The sequence below is a fragment of the Pseudomonas sp. V88_4 genome, assembly GCF_029967985.1.
GTDB classification, from domain to species: Bacteria; Pseudomonadota; Gammaproteobacteria; order Pseudomonadales; family Pseudomonadaceae; genus Aquipseudomonas; species Aquipseudomonas glycinae.
Window position 1 is genome coordinate 16,767 of the sequence record NZ_JASCAF010000038.1, and the last position, 14,999, is coordinate 31,765.

Consider the following 14,999-nt stretch of genomic DNA (forward strand, 5'->3'; position numbering starts at 1 on the left):
GGGCAGCACGACTCACAAACAAAACGAACGCCAGCCTAACAGACCAGCGTCCCGGGATAACTGTCCGGTTCATCGCCGGGCAGCGGCAGCGCGGCATTGTACGCACGGATCAGCTCGCGGGCGTATTCGGCCTGGTCGTTATCGACCGACAGGCCCAGCAAACCGAAGATCGGCAACTCCCCCGTGCCGCCCAGCAGATCGCGCCCGACCAGATGCGCCTCGATGCCCTCGCTGGCGAGCATGCCCTTGAGCATCTCGCCTTCCATCAGGTTTTCCGGCTCGTAGATTCGCTGCATGGCCGCGCCTCACTCGTTTTCGCTGAAGACTTCCAGAAACCAGTCCTCTCCATGGACCTGCAATACAAAGGTGATCGGCCGACAACACACCTGACAGTCTTCAATATAGGTCTGGTCGCCAGCGGAGAGATCCACGGTCGTCTCGACCTCTTCACCACAATACGGACATTCATATACTGCGCTTTCCAGCATCGCGGTCTCCCGGGTGACTTGTGCGTATAATCGCCGGTCTATTTGCAGGGCTATTTTTGTCTGGCTACTTTTTCAGACCGTGCCCCGTTGGTTTTCGATCAAAACCTTTACTTACCCTAGCCGTTTCCAACAAGAGAGCATGATGGGCGAATTCGATGCCATCCGACCTTACGACGACAGCGAAGTACCCGCGGTACTGGCGCGACTGCTCGGCGACAAGGCGTTTCTAGATATCCTCACCCACTTCCGCTTCCCGCGTTTTGCCGGTGCCTTCGGCTGGATGCTCAAACCACTTATAGCCCATCGGCTGCGTCGTGAGTTCGCCGACGTGACCTCCGTGGCCACTTTGCAGGACAAGGTCGAGTTCTACGTCGACCACACCATCGAGCGCGCCACCGATGGCGTGACCTACACCGGTGTCGAGCAATTCAAGTCCGGCAGCGCCTATCTTTTCATCGCCAACCACCGCGACATCGTGATGGACCCGGCCTTCGTCAACTACGCCGTGTACCACGCCGGCCTGCCGACCCCACGCATCGCAATTGGCGACAACCTGCTGCAAAAGCCGTTCGTCAGCGATCTGATGCGCTTGAACAAGAGCTTCATCGTGCACCGTTCGATCACCGGGCGCCGCGAGAAAATGGCGGCGTATCAGCTGCTGTCGGCGTACATCAACCACTCGATCCGCAATGACTGCGCCTCGATCTGGATCGCCCAGGCCGAAGGCCGCGCGAAGGACGGCGACGACCGTACCGAATCGGCGATCCTCAAGATGTTCCACATGAGCCGCAAGGACGAGCCGTTCGGCGAAGTCATTCAGTCGCTGAACCTGACCCCGGTGTCGATCAGCTACGAATACGACCCCTGCGACCAGGCCAAGGCCCGCGAGCTGTACATCCGCGCCACCACCGGCACCTACAGCAAGGCACCGGGCGAGGATGACGTGAGCATCGCCAAGGGCATCACCGGCTACAAGGGCCGGGTGCACGTGAATTTCGCTGCGCCGATCACCGAACTGTTCGAAGACACCAAGCAATTGGCGGTCGAGATGGACAAGCAGATTCTCGGCGGCTACCGGTTGTTCCCGGTGCATTACCTGGCGTACGCGCAGTGGGCTGATGCCGATCCGCAGTTGAACGTACCGAAGGCTGCCGAAGTGTTCGGTGCCGAGGAGCTGGCCAAGGCCCAGGAAGAATGGCAAAGCCGTCTGGACGCTTGCCCGCAAGAGCATCGTCCGTATCTGGTGCTGCAATATGCGACGCCGGTGCGCAATCAGTACCGGGTCAAGGCTGGCCTGCCGCTGTAAGCGGTTTCGGCAAGAGACAAAAACGGCGCCTTCGGGCGCCGTTCTTCGTTCAGAAGCGGGTACTGATCCAGGACACCAGCAACGCCAGGCCCAGGCAGGCAAAACCGAAGCGGTAGAAGAAGCGGTTCATGCGCAGGGTCGCCCAATCGAGCACCGGTTCCTGATCCGGCTGACTCTGACGCTGGGCCGCGATACTGGCCATCGCCCGTTGTTCACGGCGGCGGGTCGCGTGCAGCAGCCAACTGCCGGGAAAGGCCAGCAGCAGGGCCAACAGGTTGATCAGCTTGGCGGGATGGGCGGTAAACAGCGTCATCAAGTGCAGCGACATCACAGACCTCAATCTAGACCGGTATGGCGAGCGCCAGACCGACGACCGCGGCGCGGATTCTACCGAAACCCTCCCCGACTGCCCTACCCTTTACGACAAATAACCCGTCAATCGACCGATGGCTGTCCTGTGTCACGGCATCGTCATTTGTTTCAGTCACCCTGCGCGCCTCGAAACCGACACGGAACGCGACATGCTTCACGCTGAAAACCAGGATCGCCTGTACCTCATCTCCCCGTCCGACGAGCAGCAAACCCTCGTCGGCAGCCTGGCCTTCAATGTCCAGGATCGCCACTGGCTGGTGTATTGCGCCCTCGGCGGGCACCAGCATGCGGACTTGCCCGAGACCGACCTGCTGACCGGCGTCAGCATTCTCGACTTCTATTCACAAGCCGCCTGAACGAAAAAGCCCGGAGCCATCACTGGCTCCGGGCTTTTTCACGTCAACCGAACACTTACTCGGCGAGGACCTGACCCACGGTCGGATCCTTGAACAGACGGGTCAGCGCATCACTGAGCACATCGCTGACCAGCTTGGTGTTGGTTTCCTGGTTCGGCGCCATGCCGAAACGCTGGTCCAGCGAGGCACCGTAACGGCCGCTGTAACGACGGTTGGCGTTCTGCACGTCGGAGCGGAAGGTCGCGCCGATGGTGGCTTCGGTCACGTACATGCCTTCTTTGGGCGACTGGTATTTCAGTTCCGCCAGGGTCACGGTCAATTGCGGTGCATTGGGCGCGTTGTTGGTCGGGGTGAACCCGAGCAGACGCACGGCGGCTTCAGCCTGGGCCTGCAACTTCGGCAGGATCTGCTCGCGCTGCACGGTGATGGCGCTGGTTTCCGGGTACAGGCCGCCACGGGTGCCGAGGGTTGGCGACGGACGACCGTCGACCACACGGACCACGACAGGCTGGCCATGGCCGACCGGTGCCAGCTGAGTGGTCAGCTTCGGTTCCGGGCTCAGTTGTTGCGGGCTGTGGGCGCAGCCAACCAGGGTCAAACTGGTCACAGTGATCAAACCGAACAACAGGCGTTGCAACATGCTCTTCTCTCCAGAATCAGGCACAGACAGGCCGGCAGTATAGCGGTGGGCCACTGTGGGTCACCAGCACTGAAATCTCAGACAAAACCCGCTGCCAGCGGTTCCTGTCACAGATTCTTCACCCCCCATACACGTGCGCGTCACGGCCCTTTGCCAATCTTCCTCACAGATCCCCAAAAGGAACACTGCCATGCGCTATCTGATCTCGTTGTTCGCCCCACGCCCGCTGCATCGCAGTTTTGCCCTGCTCGACCGCAACGGCCATTGCCAGGCCTTCAAGCAATGCAGCCTGCAACCGATGGGTGATGGCTGGGTGGAAATCGAGGAAATCCGTCTCAACTGGCTGCACCAGCCACTGCCCGCCAGCGCCCGCGTCGAACAGCAGCGCCCACGCGCACGGGCTCAAGCGATGTTGAGCATCTGACCGGATGCCTAATAAAAGTCATTAAACTCGACCAACTCCGCGCATTTCTTCGATACAATCTCCCCCCGATTATAAGGACGTCTCCTGATCGGGCCCCGCAACAGCGTCAATGCGCTTGCATTGGCATCCAAATCGCCCACAGAGAGCCGCCCACACAGATCGAGTGAAGCTGGCGTGCTTGCTGTTTCCCTGGCAAATCCCGCTTTTCGCGAATCTGCAGAGCTGTCATGACGCTCGGCCACTGAGTTGTTTGCCCCTCCGGGCACGGTGCCAGCCCCGGACAGCCCTTTTTGAGGTTCACGTCTTCAAAAGAGCGTGAAAAAAACGGGTTTTCACAACTTCACAAGAGTGTGGCGAGCAAATGAATAGTTTTGCGTCTGAACATGCACCATTAGCGTCTGAAACAGCCCAACGACACAGGAACGGGAACGCCTCGACTACCGGAGCCTGAAGCCTGTCCGCTACGGATTTGGTTGCACAAACGGATGTCTCGACCATAAGTCGAATTGCCAGCCCCGTGCCGAAATGAGTTCATATGACTCTTTAAGCCAGGCCGCACGCATCCGTCGAAGTTGCGAAAAATTGCGAAGATTCGGACATGGCACACCTGACCAAGGATACCCGGGGCTCAACTGACCTGCCCTGGACGCCTGGCAGCCATGCCGACAATTTGGTGCTGCAGATTTTGGAGACGCGTTAAATGGCGCATAACGAAGCAGTCGACGTAGTTCTGGTTGGGGCCGGCATCATGAGTGCCACCCTCGCAGTACTGCTCAAGGAACTCGACCCGGCGCTCAAGCTGGAAGTCGTCGAGCTGATGGATTCCGGTGCCGCAGAGAGTTCCAACCCATGGAACAACGCCGGCACCGGCCACGCCGGCCTGTGCGAGCTGAACTACACGCCACAGACTGCCGACGGCACCGTCGACATCAAGAAAGCCGTGCACATCAACACCCAGTTCGAGGTGTCGAAGCAGTTCTGGTCGTATCTGACCAGGAAAGGCACATTCGGCTCGTGCAAGTCCTTCATCAGCCCGGTGCCACACCTGAGCTATGTCGAGGGCGAGAAAGGCGTGTCGTTCCTCAAGGAACGTTTCAATACGCTGCGCAAGCACCACGCCTTCGCCGACATGGAATACACCGAAGACAAGGCGAAGATGGCCGAGTGGATGCCGCTGATGATGCCGGGGCGTCCGAAAGACCAGGTGCTCGCCGCCACCCGCGTGATCAACGGCACCGACGTCAACTTTGGCGCCCTGACCAATCAGCTGCTCAAGCACCTGACCAGCGCACCCGATGCCCAGGTCAAGTACTGCAAGCGCGTGACCGGCCTCAAGCGTAACGCCAACGGCTGGACCGTCAGCATCAAGGACGTCAACAGCGGCAGCAGCCGTGAAGTCGACGCCAAGTTCGTATTCCTCGGCGCCGGTGGCGCGGCTCTGCCGCTGCTGCAAGCCTCGGGCATCGAAGAGAGCAAAGGCTTCGGCGGCTTCCCGATCAGCGGCCAGTGGCTGCGTTGCGACAACCCGGAAGTGGTCAAGCATCACCAGGCCAAGGTTTACAGCCAGGCCGCCGTGGGTTCGCCACCGATGTCCGTGCCGCACCTGGACACCCGCGTGGTCGATGGCAAGAAATCCCTGCTGTTCGGGCCATACGCCGGTTTCACCACCAAGTTCCTCAAGCACGGTTCCTTCATGGACCTGCCAATGTCGGTTCGCGCCGGCAACATCGGGCCGATGCTGGCCGTGGCGAAAAACAACATGGACCTGACCAAGTACCTGGTCAGCGAAGTGATGCAGTCGATGGAACAGCGCCTGGAATCCCTGCGTCGTTTCTACCCCGAGGCGAAAGCCGAAGACTGGCGCCTGGAAGTGGCCGGCCAACGGGTGCAGATCATCAAGAAAGACCCGAAAAAAGGCGGCATCCTGCAGTTCGGTACCGAACTGGTGGCTGCGAAGGACGGCTCCCTCGCCGCCCTGCTCGGTGCTTCGCCAGGCGCTTCGGTGACCGTTTCGATCATGCTGGAACTGATCGAGAAGTGCTTCCCGGCCAAGGCCAAGGGTGAATGGGCTGCCAAACTGGCGGAAATCTTCCCGGCCCGCGAAAAGGTCCTGGAAACCGACGCTGCGCTGTATCGCAAGATCAACACGCAGAACAACGTCGCGCTGGAACTGGTTGAAGCCAGCAACGAGACCGAAAGCTACGCCTGATTCGGCTCCATGAAAAACGCCCCGCACTCGATGAGTGCGGGGCGTTTTTTTATGCCTGTGGAAAACTTCGGGCGATCAGCCGCGGGCTTTCTCGATCAGCTCGATGTATTCCGCCGCGTTGCGTTGATCGCGGATCTGGTTGACGAAGGTCTGGCCGTGCTCGTCCTTGCCGTCCAGGTCATAACCGGCGGCAACGAAGAATGTCAGGAAACGCTCGAAATCGTCGATCCGCAGGCCACGGTAAGCCTTGACCAGTTTGTGCAGCGACGGCGAAGTGGCGTCGACCGGCTCAAAATCGAGGAACAGCTTGATCTGCTCATCGCCGATCTCGTCACCAATCACTTGCTTCTTATCTTTACGCATTGCCGACTCCAGCTCGCAGACATTTCACGGGGCGGGCAGTTTACCCCTGCGCAGGCACAAGGCTCAACGCGCGCGCGTGCTGCCGGTGTGCAAATCGGCCCAGATGTGGCCGTTGGCGTAACTGAGAAATTGCACGTAGACCGTGTCGTTGCGCAACAGATCGATCACCACCCGGTACTGGGCCAGCGGGTAGTAGAGCGTCAGAGTCTTGCTCTTGGCGTCATACGCCGGCTTTTTCAGGCTTTTACTTTCGCCATCGAAGTTGACCAGCACCTGATTGATCGTCGCTCCCTTGTTCAAGGATTTGCCTTTGAGGCGGATCATCAAGGACGAGGTGACCGGAATCGGCTGCTGATTGGACTGGCGCTGGGCCCCCACCACCACAGAATAGTCGGTGACCTGCAACAATTGCTGCTGCTCGGGCTCGGCATCACGCAGAGTCAGGTCGTCGGGCGGCAGGAATTGGCTGTGCAGCGGGGCGGCGGCCAGGGGCAGGCTGAGGGTCAGCAACAGGGCGGCGCAGCTGCGGATCAAGAGGCTCATGACAGACTCCGGGAGGCGGGGCAGAGCACTCTAGCATGGGTATCGCGGATGGATCAGCACACACAAAACAACTGTGGGAGCGTGGCTTGCCCGCGATAGCGTCGGCATATCCGACATCAATGTGTCAGACAGTCCGCCATCGCGGGCAAGCCCGCTCCCAAAGGGATCGGGGTTACCCGGAATTACATGCCTTTGACGGCGAAGATCCCGTTGGCGTTGCGCCAGTAGCCTTTGTAGTCCATGCCGTAACCGAAGATGTAACGGTCGATACACGGCAGGCCGACGAAGTCGGCTTTCAGGTCAGGACGGGCCTTGCGGTCGTGGTCCTTGTCGATCAGCACGGCAGTGTGCACTTTGCGCGCGCCGGCGTGACGGCAGAAGTCGATGATCGCGCCCAGGGTGTGACCTTCGTCGAGGATGTCGTCGATGATCAGCACGTCACGGTCGATGAACGAGACTTCCGGCTTGGCTTTCCAGAACAGGTCGCCGCCGCTGGTTTCGTTGCGGTAACGGGTGGCGTGCAGGTAGGACGCTTCCAGCGGGAACTGCAGATGCGTCAGCAGTTTGCCGGAGAAGATCAGGCCGCCGTTCATCACGCAGAACACCACCGGGTTGCTGTCGGCCAGTTGTTCGTTGATTTGTGCACCGACGCGGGCAATGGCAGCCTCGACTTCAGCTTCGGTGTACAGGCAGTCAGCCTCTCGCATGATTTGACGGATATGCTCGAGATCAGCGGACATGGCGCTCTCCAGGGGGACGGATTTCGGAAAAGCGGGCAAAGGTACGCATCAACCGGGGCCGAATCAAGCATTTGTGGACTAACGTACTGTATGTCCTATAGGACATCACCCTCGGATAGATTAATCTAGGCCGGTTTTTTTGCCCGCCGCCGGAGCCTTTCCCCATGTCCATCCAAGAGATCCGCCATCCGCTGATCCGTCACAAACTTGGCCTTATGCGCCGTGCAGACATCAGCACCAAGAATTTCCGCGAGCTCGCTCAGGAAGTCGGTGCCCTGTTGACCTATGAAGCGACCAAAGACCTGCCGCTGGAAACCTACGATATCGAAGGTTGGTGCGGCACCGTGTCGGTCGAGAAAATCGCCGGCAAGAAGATTACCGTCGTGCCGATCCTGCGTGCCGGCATCGGCATGCTCGAAGGCGTGCTGAGCCTGATCCCGGGTGCGAAAGTCAGCGCCGTCGGCGTCGCCCGTAACGAAGAAACCCTGCAGGCCCACACCTATCTGGAAAAACTGGTTCCGGAAATCGACGAACGCCTGGCGATGATCATCGACCCGATGCTCGCCACCGGCAGCTCCATGGTCGCAACCATCGACCTGCTGAAGAAAGCCGGTTGCAAGGACATCCGCGCGATGGTGCTGGTTGCCGCGCCGGAAGGCATTGCCGCTGTCGAGAAAGCTCATCCGGACGTGATCATCTACACCGCGTCCATCGACCAGAAACTCAACGAGCACGGTTACATCATTCCTGGGCTTGGCGACGCCGGTGACAAGATCTTCGGCACCAAGCAGAAGGACGCGTAAGCATGCAGCAAGAGTTCAACGATCCGCTCTGGCGCACGGTGCTGTCCGGCGCACAGATGCTGTTCGTGGCTTTCGGCGCCCTGGTGCTGATGCCACTGATCACGGGCCTGGACCCGAACGTGGCACTGTTTACCGCAGGTTTAGGCACGATTCTGTTCCAGATCGTCACCGGGCGTCAGGTGCCGGTGTTCCTGGCATCGAGCTTCGCCTTCATCACCCCGATCATTCTCGCCAAGGGCCAGTTCGGCCTCGCCGCGACCATGGGCGGCGTGATGGCGGCCGGTTTCGTTTACACCTTCCTCGGCCTGGCGGTGAAGATCAAAGGCACCGGGTTCATTGACCGTCTGCTGCCGCCAGTCGTAATTGGCCCGGTGATCATCTCCATTGGCCTGGCCATGGCACCGATTGCCGCGAACATGGCGATGGGCAAGGCTGGCGACGGCTCGGAGCTGATCCATTACCAGACCGCAATGATGATCTCGATGCCGGCGCTGCTGACCACGTTGATCGTGGCGGTGTTCGGCAAAGGCATTTTCCGTCTGGTGCCGATTATTTCCGGGGTGCTGGTGGGCTTTGCCCTGTCCTTCTACTTCGGCGTGGTCGACACCGCGAAAATTGCCGCAGCACCATGGTTCGCCCTGCCGGCCTTTACCGCGCCGGAGTTCAACTGGCAGGCAATCCTGTTCATCGTCCCGGTAGCGCTGGCCCCGGCCATCGAGCATATCGGCGGCGTGATTGCGGTCGGCAGCGTGACCGGTCGCGATTACCTGAAGAAGCCGGGCCTGCATCGCACTCTGCTTGGTGACGGCATCGCCACCACGGCAGCCGGCCTGTTCGGCGGTCCGCCCAACACGACTTACGCGGAAGTGACCGGCGCGGTGATGCTGACCAAGAACTACAACCCGAAAATCATGACCTGGGCGGCGATCTTCGCCATCAGCCTGGCGTTCATCGGCAAGTTCGGCGCCCTGCTGCAAAGCATTCCGGTGCCGGTGATGGGCGGGATTCTGTGCCTGCTGTTCGGTTCGATCGCGGCGGTGGGAATGAACACTCTGATCCGCCACAAGATCGACCTGGGCGAGGCGCGCAATCTGGTGATCGTTTCGGTAACCCTGGTGTTCGGTATCGGTGGTGTGCTGGTCGGCACCGGCACCGGTCCGGATGATTTCGGGCTCAAAGGCATCGCGCTGTGCGCGGTGGTGGCGATTGCGCTGAACCTGCTGCTGCCGGGCAACGACAGCTGGAAACAGAAGAAGGCGGATGAGCCGCTGATCTAAACTTTCAGATCTTCATCGCCTGACAGTCAGCCTTCGCGAGCAAGCCCGCTCCCACATTGAAATGCAATCAAATGTGGGAGCGGGCTTGCTCGCGAAGCTTTTGACTCCTGCTACAGGGCCAGTGGCGCCCGTTCACACAGTGTTGCCAGCGCCTTCGCCCATTGCGAGTCGTCATTCAGGCACGGCACCAGCACCAACTCCTCGCCCCCCGCCTCGCGGAACTGCTCCTTGCCGCGATCGCCGATCTCTTCCAGGGTCTCGATGCAATCGGCGACAAACGCCGGGCACATCACCAGAATCTTCTTCACGCCACTTTTGGCCAGCTCATCCAGCCGCGCTTCGGTGTAGGGTTCGATCCATTTCGCCCGGCCCAGCCGCGACTGAAACGACACCGACCATTTGCCGTCCGGCAGTCCCATGCGTTCTGCGAACAGCGCCGCTGTGCGCAGGCACTGGGCGCGATAACAGGTGGCCAATACGGCAGCCGAAGCATTCTTGCAGCAATCTTCATTCTTGAAGCAATGGTTGCCGGTCGGGTCAAGCTTGGTCAGGTGCCGCTCCGGCAAACCATGGAAGCTCAGCAACAGGTGATCGTAATCCTGCTGCAAGTGCGGTCTGGCGCTCGCCACCAGCGCGTCGAGGTATTCCGGCTGATCGTAGAACGGCTGCAACACCGACAGCTGCACATCGAGCTTCTTCTCACGCACCACCCGCTTGGCTTCTTCAATCACGGTGGTCGTGGTGCTGTCGGCGAACTGCGGATAAAGCGGCGCGAGGGTGATGCGTTTGTGCCCCGCCGCTACCAGCTTCATCAGACTTGTCTCAATCGACGGCTCGCCGTAACGCATGGCCAGTTCCACCGGGCCGTGGGTCCACTGTGCCTTCATCTGCTGTTGCAGACGACGACTGAGGACCACCAGCGGCGAGCCTTCGTCCCACCAGATCGAAGCGTAGGCGTGGGCCGACTGCTCGGGGCGCTTGATCAGGATCAGCGACACCAGCAGACGCCGCACCGGCCACGGCAGGTCGATTACGTAAGGATCCATCAGGAATTGATTGAGATAGCGGCGCACGTCGGCCACCGAAGTGGAGGCCGGCGAACCCAGGTTGACCAGAAGCAAGGCGTGATCGGTCATGCAACGTCCTATTTCAGAGGCGGCTGGAAAGATCGTCCAGGGCCGCGCGTAAATCCGTGAACCGGAAAGTGAATCCCGCTTCCAGCAAGCGCTTGGGCATGGCCCGTTGGCCACCCAGCAACAGCAATGACATCTCGCCGAGCCCGACCTTCAAGGCGAGGGCCGGCATCGGCATGAACGCCGGGCGGTGCAGCACACTGCCCAGCGTCTTGGCGAATTCGCGATTGCGCACCGGTTTCGGCGCGCACGCATTATAAGGACCGCTCGCCTGATTGCAGTGCAGAAGAAAATCAATCAGGGCGATTTGATCGTCGATATGAATCCACGGCATCCACTGCCGACCGTTACCCAAAGGCCCGCCCAGCCCGAGCTTGAACGGCAGCAGCAGGCGCGACAAAAAGCCGCCCTCGGCCGACAGCACCAGCCCGGTACGCACCAGCACCACGCGAATACCCATCGCCTCGGCACGTTGCGCGGTTTCCTCCCAAGCGATGCACAACTGGCTGGCGAAATCGTCGATCACCGGCGGCGAGTCCTCGGTCAACTCGCGCTCGCCGCCGTCACCGTACCAACCCACGGCCGAACCCGAGATCAGCAGCGACGGTTTTTGCCCGCGTTTTTCCAGCCACGCCAGCAACGATTCGGTCAGCGAGATCCGGCTGCTCCACAACAGCGCCTTGCGTCGATGGGTCCACGGACGGTCGGCAATCGGCGCGCCGGCGAGGTTGACGATCACGTCGACCGGCTCGTCGCCAAGGTCCTCCAGACGCGCAATGCCACGCACCTGGTCGCCACAGATGTTCGCGACTTTTTCCGGACGACGATTCCAGACCGTCAGGCGATGCCCCTGCCCGGACCAGTGCCGGCAAAGCTGGCGTCCGATCAATCCAGTACCGCCGGTCAGCAATATGTGCATGACTTCTTCCTCGCGTGGCGTTTTACCCCGATCACTAGTCTATTTTTATAAACAGGGATCTTTTCTATCGGGCAGGCTCTATTGTTTAACCATAGGCCAAGCTGTCAGAACCAGAACGCTGGAAGTTATACCAAAAAACAGAATTGTACAGGTTTCATCCACGGCGTAGTCTGTACAGAAAGGTAAACGAGGCCCCTATGACTGTACCTATCGCAATCATTGGCACCGGCATCGCCGGACTCTCCGCCGCCCAGGCCCTTACGGATGCCGGGCATACCGTCCAGTTGTTCGATAAAAGCCGCGGCAGCGGCGGGCGCATGTCGAGCAAACGCAGTGACGCCGGCTCGCTGGACATGGGCGCACAGTATTTCACTGCCCGTGACCGACGCTTCGTGACCGAAGTCCAGCGCTGGCAAAGCAAAGGCTGGGTTACCGAATGGGCGCCACAGCTCTACACCTTTCATGGCGGGCAGTTGAACCTGTCGCCGGACGAGCAGACCCGCTGGGTCGGCACGCCGCGCATGAGTGCCATCACCCGAGGCCTGCTCGATGGTCTGGAAGTGCATTTCGCCTGCCGCATCACCGAGGTCTATCGCGGTGAACAACACTGGCACCTGCAGGACGCCGAAGGCTTCACCCACGGGCCGTTCAGCCACGTCGTGATCGCCACGCCGGCGCCCCAGGCCACTGCCCTGCTGGCCGCCGCGCCGAAACTCGCCGGAGCCGCCGCCGGGGTGAAAATGGATCCGACCTGGGCCGTCGCCCTCGCCTTCGACACACCGCTGGATACACCCATCGAAGGCTGCTTCGTCCAGGACAGCCCGCTCGACTGGCTGGCCCGCAACCGCAGCAAACCGGGACGCGACACCACGTGCGACACCTGGGTTCTGCACGCCACCAGTGCCTGGAGCCGGCAGCACATCGACCTGCCCAAGGAAGCGGTGATCGAACAATTGCACGGCGCCTTCGCCGAGTTGCTGCACAGCGCCATGCCGGCCCCGACCTTCAGCCTCGCCCACCGCTGGCTCTATGCCCGGCCTGCCAGCAGTCATGAATGGGGCACTCTGGCCGACGCCGACCTGGGTCTGTACGCCTGTGGCGACTGGTGCCTGTCGGGTCGGGTCGAAGGGGCATGGCTCAGTGGTCAGGAGGCGGCAAGACGCTTGCACGAACACTTGCAGTGAACCGTATCAATCCGCGCAAATTGCTGCTGTCGAAATGGACAGCAGCCCACCCGCAAAACCGTGAAAAGCATTTTCTGGTGACCGAACTGTTCCGTGACGAGGACGGCACGGTGCTGGAAATCGAATTGCAGGCTGTGCTCACCCGGCGTACCGAGCAATGCGACTGGCGCGCTTTGCAGGATGATTCACACTGGAAAATGGGCTGGCGCTAAAAACCTCAAAAAACTTATACAAAAAGTTTGACTTGTACACCCATGAATCTATGCTGAGAGAATGTTGTACAGATCTATTCTGTCTGTACAGGATCAGATTCGAGGTTGTTGCATGTCCGACTTATCGACGTCCCTGCCAAAAATCGCCATCAGCGCCTGCCTGATGGGGGCCGAAGTTCGCTACAACGGCGGCCACAAGGAATCGCGTTTGTGCAGCCGCACCCTGGCCGAGCATTTTGAGTTCGTTCCCGTCTGTCCTGAGGTAGCGATTGGTCTCGGGATACCCCGCGAGCCGATTCGTCTGGTCGGCGACCCGCAAAAGCCTGATGCGGTCGGCACCGTCAATCCATCGATCAATGTTACCCAGCCACTGGCCGCTTACGGCGAGAAAATGGCCGGGGAACTCAGTGACATCTGCGGCTACATCTTCATGCAGCAATCTCCGTCCTGCGGACTGGAGCGGGTCAAGGTCTACCACGCCAACGGCGCACCGGTGAATGGTGGCGGGCGCGGCATTTACGCCGACGCGTTCTGTGCACGGCATCCAGACCTGCCGGTGGAAGAAGCCGGGCGTCTTAACGATCCGGTGCTGCGGGAAAATTTCATCACCCGCGTACTCGCCTACCGCGAATGGCAGCAAGTGCTCAAGCAAGGCTTGAGCCGCCGCGCGCTCACCGACTTCCATTCGCGCTACAAATACCTGCTGATGGCTCACAATCCGGTGCAATACAAGGCGCTGGGCAATCTGCTGGGCAACATGGGCCGGACCGACCCGGTCGAACTGGGCCCACGCTATTTCAGTGAACTGATGGCGGCACTCAAGAAATGCGCCACCCGCCGCACCCACAGCAATGTCCTGCAGCACATCAGTGGCTACCTGAAACAGGCCATCAGCCCCGAAGACAAACAGGAAGTGCAGCACATCATCGGCCAATACCGACACGGCATCGTGCCGCTGGTGGTGCCGCTGACGCTGCTCAAACATCACTTTCGCCTCCACCCGGATCCCTACATTGCGCAGCAGGTGTACCTGCAGCCGCATCCGGAAAACCTCAGCCTGCGAAACGCCATTTGATGAACGACTCACCCGACACCAGCGCCCGGGAAGACCTCGGCGCCGACTTCAAGAAAGCCCTCGACGAAGGCTGGCTGCCGATCCGCGAAGTCGCGCGTCAGACCGGCGTCAATGCCGTCACCCTGCGCGCCTGGGAACGGCGCTACGGACTGATCGTGCCGCAACGCACCCCCAAGGGCCATCGCCTGTACAACGCCGATCATGTGCTGCGTATCCAGAATATTCTCACCTGGCTCAACCGTGGCGTAGCGGTCAGCCAGGTCAAACCGCTGCTCGACACGGCGCAGGCCTTGAACGAACCGGTGGAAGACGAATGGCATCCCCTGCGTCAGGCCGCCCTGTTGGCGGTCACTCAACTGAACGAGCGCAGCCTCGACGACAGCGTCAATCAGGCGATGGCGCTGTATCCGCCACGCACCCTGTGCGAGCAATTGTTGCTGCCGCTGCTGAGCGATCTCGAACAGCGTTGGCAGGGCCAGTTCGGCGCGCAGATGGAGCGCGTGTTCTTTTATGCCTGGTTGCGCAGCAAATTCGGCGCACGCATCTACCATAACAACCGTCAGTTGCGCACCGCGCCGCTGCTGCTGGTCAATCAGTCGGATCTGCCGCTGGAGCCACACCTGTGGCTCTGCGCCTGGCTGATCAGCAGCGCCGATTGCCCGGTGCAGGTGTTCGACTGGCCGCTGCCGGCCGGAGAGCTGGCGCTGGCAACCGATACCCTGCAAGCCCGTGGCGTACTGCTGTATTCCAGCAAAGCCCTGAACCTTGCCCAACTGCCGAAACTGTTGAATGGCATCAGCTGCCCGAAACTGATTGCCGGACCAACGGTGTGCATTCACCACGCCGAGTTGTCCGCCAGAACTTCCGATATCGCAGATCTGCTGCTGGCCGAAGATCCTCTTTCGGCGCATCGGGCACTCGTTCAGCGTGGGTTGATTTAATGATTCAGACAGAA

At 60.4% G+C, this 14,999-nt stretch carries 19 protein-coding genes; 10 read left to right on the plus strand and 9 right to left on the minus strand.

Annotated elements, in window-relative coordinates; translation table 11 throughout:
- Positions 1-35 precede the first annotated feature (35 nt).
- On the minus strand, positions 36-296 hold the full coding sequence (locus tag QLG12_RS14555) for a DUF2007 domain-containing protein (protein ID WP_064383985.1): 261 nt from the start codon (positions 294-296) through the stop codon (positions 36-38).
- 9 nt (positions 297-305) lie between these two features.
- Entirely contained in the window at positions 306-488 is a 183-nt protein-coding gene (locus tag QLG12_RS14560) for a CPXCG motif-containing cysteine-rich protein (RefSeq protein ID WP_011335896.1), read from the minus strand.
- A 142-nt stretch (positions 489-630) separates the two neighbouring features.
- Here QLG12_RS14560 and QLG12_RS14565 point away from each other — a divergent pair, with 142 nt between their 5' ends.
- Complete coding sequence (locus QLG12_RS14565) at positions 631-1,794, plus strand: 1-acyl-sn-glycerol-3-phosphate acyltransferase (RefSeq protein WP_170928982.1); 1,164 nt, start codon at positions 631-633, stop codon at positions 1,792-1,794.
- 49 nt (positions 1,795-1,843) lie between these two features.
- Here QLG12_RS14565 and QLG12_RS14570 read toward each other — a convergent pair whose 3' ends face one another.
- Positions 1,844-2,122 carry a hypothetical protein gene (locus QLG12_RS14570; RefSeq protein ID WP_011335898.1) on the minus strand — a complete coding sequence of 93 codons (279 nt, stop codon included), beginning with the start codon at positions 2,120-2,122 and terminating at the stop codon, positions 1,844-1,846.
- A 193-nt stretch (positions 2,123-2,315) separates the two neighbouring features.
- On the opposite strand from QLG12_RS14570, the gene QLG12_RS14575 reads away from it, so the two are divergent.
- Positions 2,316-2,522 (plus strand): hypothetical protein, encoded by a 207-nt coding sequence (locus tag QLG12_RS14575; RefSeq protein ID WP_129973059.1) that lies wholly within the window; start codon positions 2,316-2,318, stop codon positions 2,520-2,522.
- Between the two features lie 55 nt (positions 2,523-2,577).
- Here QLG12_RS14575 and QLG12_RS14580 read toward each other — a convergent pair whose 3' ends face one another.
- Positions 2,578-3,162, minus strand: coding sequence for a YajG family lipoprotein (locus QLG12_RS14580; RefSeq protein WP_007951676.1), 585 nt, complete (start codon positions 3,160-3,162; stop codon positions 2,578-2,580).
- Between the two features lie 190 nt (positions 3,163-3,352).
- Between QLG12_RS14580 and QLG12_RS14585 the strand changes: the two genes are divergently transcribed.
- Together QLG12_RS14585 and mqo are read left to right on the plus strand one after the other, a co-directional pair.
- Positions 3,353-3,586, plus strand: a complete 234-nt coding sequence (locus QLG12_RS14585; RefSeq protein ID WP_039766297.1) for a hypothetical protein — start codon at positions 3,353-3,355, stop codon at positions 3,584-3,586.
- Positions 3,587-4,286: 700 nt separating this feature from the next.
- A complete protein-coding gene (mqo, locus tag QLG12_RS14590) occupies positions 4,287-5,795 on the plus strand; it encodes a malate dehydrogenase (quinone) (RefSeq protein ID WP_197868398.1) in 1,509 nt (502 codons plus the stop codon).
- A gap of 75 nt (positions 5,796-5,870) precedes the next feature.
- On the opposite strand, the gene QLG12_RS14595 is transcribed toward mqo, so the two are convergent.
- From QLG12_RS14595 to QLG12_RS14605, 3 genes are all read right to left on the minus strand, one after another.
- Positions 5,871-6,158, minus strand: a complete 288-nt coding sequence (locus QLG12_RS14595) for a PA4642 family protein (protein WP_197868397.1) — start codon at positions 6,156-6,158, stop codon at positions 5,871-5,873.
- 63 nt (positions 6,159-6,221) lie between these two features.
- A complete protein-coding gene (locus QLG12_RS14600; protein WP_197868396.1) occupies positions 6,222-6,701 on the minus strand; it encodes a hypothetical protein in 480 nt (159 codons plus the stop codon).
- Positions 6,702-6,883: 182 nt separating this feature from the next.
- Positions 6,884-7,441, minus strand: a complete 558-nt coding sequence (locus tag QLG12_RS14605) for a hypoxanthine-guanine phosphoribosyltransferase (protein ID WP_007951681.1) — start codon at positions 7,439-7,441, stop codon at positions 6,884-6,886.
- Positions 7,442-7,605: 164 nt separating this feature from the next.
- Here QLG12_RS14605 and upp point away from each other — a divergent pair, with 164 nt between their 5' ends.
- Together upp and QLG12_RS14615 are read left to right on the plus strand one after the other, a co-directional pair.
- Entirely contained in the window at positions 7,606-8,244 is a 639-nt protein-coding gene (gene upp, locus QLG12_RS14610) for a uracil phosphoribosyltransferase (protein WP_007951682.1), read from the plus strand.
- A gap of 2 nt (positions 8,245-8,246) precedes the next feature.
- A complete protein-coding gene (locus QLG12_RS14615; protein WP_064383992.1) occupies positions 8,247-9,521 on the plus strand; it encodes a uracil-xanthine permease family protein in 1,275 nt (424 codons plus the stop codon).
- 110 nt (positions 9,522-9,631) lie between these two features.
- Here the strand turns inward: QLG12_RS14615 and hemH are convergent, their stop codons facing one another.
- Positions 9,632-10,657 (minus strand): ferrochelatase, encoded by a 1,026-nt coding sequence (gene hemH / locus QLG12_RS14620; protein WP_282474780.1) that lies wholly within the window; start codon positions 10,655-10,657, stop codon positions 9,632-9,634.
- 13 nt (positions 10,658-10,670) lie between these two features.
- Positions 10,671-11,573 (minus strand): TIGR01777 family oxidoreductase, encoded by a 903-nt coding sequence (locus tag QLG12_RS14625; RefSeq protein WP_282474781.1) that lies wholly within the window; start codon positions 11,571-11,573, stop codon positions 10,671-10,673.
- A gap of 197 nt (positions 11,574-11,770) precedes the next feature.
- On the opposite strand from QLG12_RS14625, the gene QLG12_RS14630 reads away from it, so the two are divergent.
- From QLG12_RS14630 to QLG12_RS14645, 4 genes are all read left to right on the plus strand, one after another.
- Positions 11,771-12,757 carry an FAD-dependent oxidoreductase gene (locus QLG12_RS14630; protein ID WP_197868392.1) on the plus strand — a complete coding sequence of 329 codons (987 nt, stop codon included), beginning with the start codon at positions 11,771-11,773 and terminating at the stop codon, positions 12,755-12,757.
- Positions 12,754-12,969 (plus strand): TIGR02450 family Trp-rich protein, encoded by a 216-nt coding sequence (locus tag QLG12_RS14635; protein ID WP_064383996.1) that lies wholly within the window; start codon positions 12,754-12,756, stop codon positions 12,967-12,969. The genes QLG12_RS14630 and QLG12_RS14635 overlap by 4 nt, the downstream gene beginning before the upstream one ends.
- Before the next feature lie 112 nt (positions 12,970-13,081).
- Complete coding sequence (locus QLG12_RS14640) at positions 13,082-14,044, plus strand: DUF523 and DUF1722 domain-containing protein (RefSeq protein WP_197868391.1); 963 nt, start codon at positions 13,082-13,084, stop codon at positions 14,042-14,044.
- Positions 14,044-14,985 carry a MerR family transcriptional regulator gene (locus QLG12_RS14645; RefSeq protein ID WP_282474782.1) on the plus strand — a complete coding sequence of 314 codons (942 nt, stop codon included), beginning with the start codon at positions 14,044-14,046 and terminating at the stop codon, positions 14,983-14,985. Before QLG12_RS14640 ends, QLG12_RS14645 begins: the two co-directional genes overlap by 1 nt.
- The last annotated feature ends 14 nt before the right edge of the window (positions 14,986-14,999 follow it).

Coding starts and splice junctions, on each gene's coding strand:
- QLG12_RS14555 (WP_064383985.1), bottom strand. CDS start 296: ATGCAGCGAATCTACGAGCCGGAAAACCTGATGGAAGGCGAGATGCTC.
- QLG12_RS14560 (WP_011335896.1), bottom strand. CDS start 488: ATGCTGGAAAGCGCAGTATATGAATGTCCGTATTGTGGTGAAGAGGTC.
- QLG12_RS14565 (WP_170928982.1), top strand. CDS start 631: ATGGGCGAATTCGATGCCATCCGACCTTACGACGACAGCGAAGTACCC.
- QLG12_RS14570 (WP_011335898.1), bottom strand. CDS start 2,122: ATGTCGCTGCACTTGATGACGCTGTTTACCGCCCATCCCGCCAAGCTG.
- QLG12_RS14575 (WP_129973059.1), top strand. CDS start 2,316: ATGCTTCACGCTGAAAACCAGGATCGCCTGTACCTCATCTCCCCGTCC.
- QLG12_RS14580 (WP_007951676.1), bottom strand. CDS start 3,162: ATGTTGCAACGCCTGTTGTTCGGTTTGATCACTGTGACCAGTTTGACC.
- QLG12_RS14585 (WP_039766297.1), top strand. CDS start 3,353: ATGCGCTATCTGATCTCGTTGTTCGCCCCACGCCCGCTGCATCGCAGT.
- mqo (WP_197868398.1), top strand. CDS start 4,287: ATGGCGCATAACGAAGCAGTCGACGTAGTTCTGGTTGGGGCCGGCATC.
- QLG12_RS14595 (WP_197868397.1), bottom strand. CDS start 6,158: ATGCGTAAAGATAAGAAGCAAGTGATTGGTGACGAGATCGGCGATGAG.
- QLG12_RS14600 (WP_197868396.1), bottom strand. CDS start 6,701: ATGAGCCTCTTGATCCGCAGCTGCGCCGCCCTGTTGCTGACCCTCAGC.
- QLG12_RS14605 (WP_007951681.1), bottom strand. CDS start 7,441: ATGTCCGCTGATCTCGAGCATATCCGTCAAATCATGCGAGAGGCTGAC.
- upp (WP_007951682.1), top strand. CDS start 7,606: ATGTCCATCCAAGAGATCCGCCATCCGCTGATCCGTCACAAACTTGGC.
- QLG12_RS14615 (WP_064383992.1), top strand. CDS start 8,247: ATGCAGCAAGAGTTCAACGATCCGCTCTGGCGCACGGTGCTGTCCGGC.
- hemH (WP_282474780.1), bottom strand. CDS start 10,657: ATGACCGATCACGCCTTGCTTCTGGTCAACCTGGGTTCGCCGGCCTCC.
- QLG12_RS14625 (WP_282474781.1), bottom strand. CDS start 11,573: ATGCACATATTGCTGACCGGCGGTACTGGATTGATCGGACGCCAGCTT.
- QLG12_RS14630 (WP_197868392.1), top strand. CDS start 11,771: ATGACTGTACCTATCGCAATCATTGGCACCGGCATCGCCGGACTCTCC.
- QLG12_RS14640 (WP_197868391.1), top strand. CDS start 13,082: ATGTCCGACTTATCGACGTCCCTGCCAAAAATCGCCATCAGCGCCTGC.
- QLG12_RS14645 (WP_282474782.1), top strand. CDS start 14,044: ATGAACGACTCACCCGACACCAGCGCCCGGGAAGACCTCGGCGCCGAC.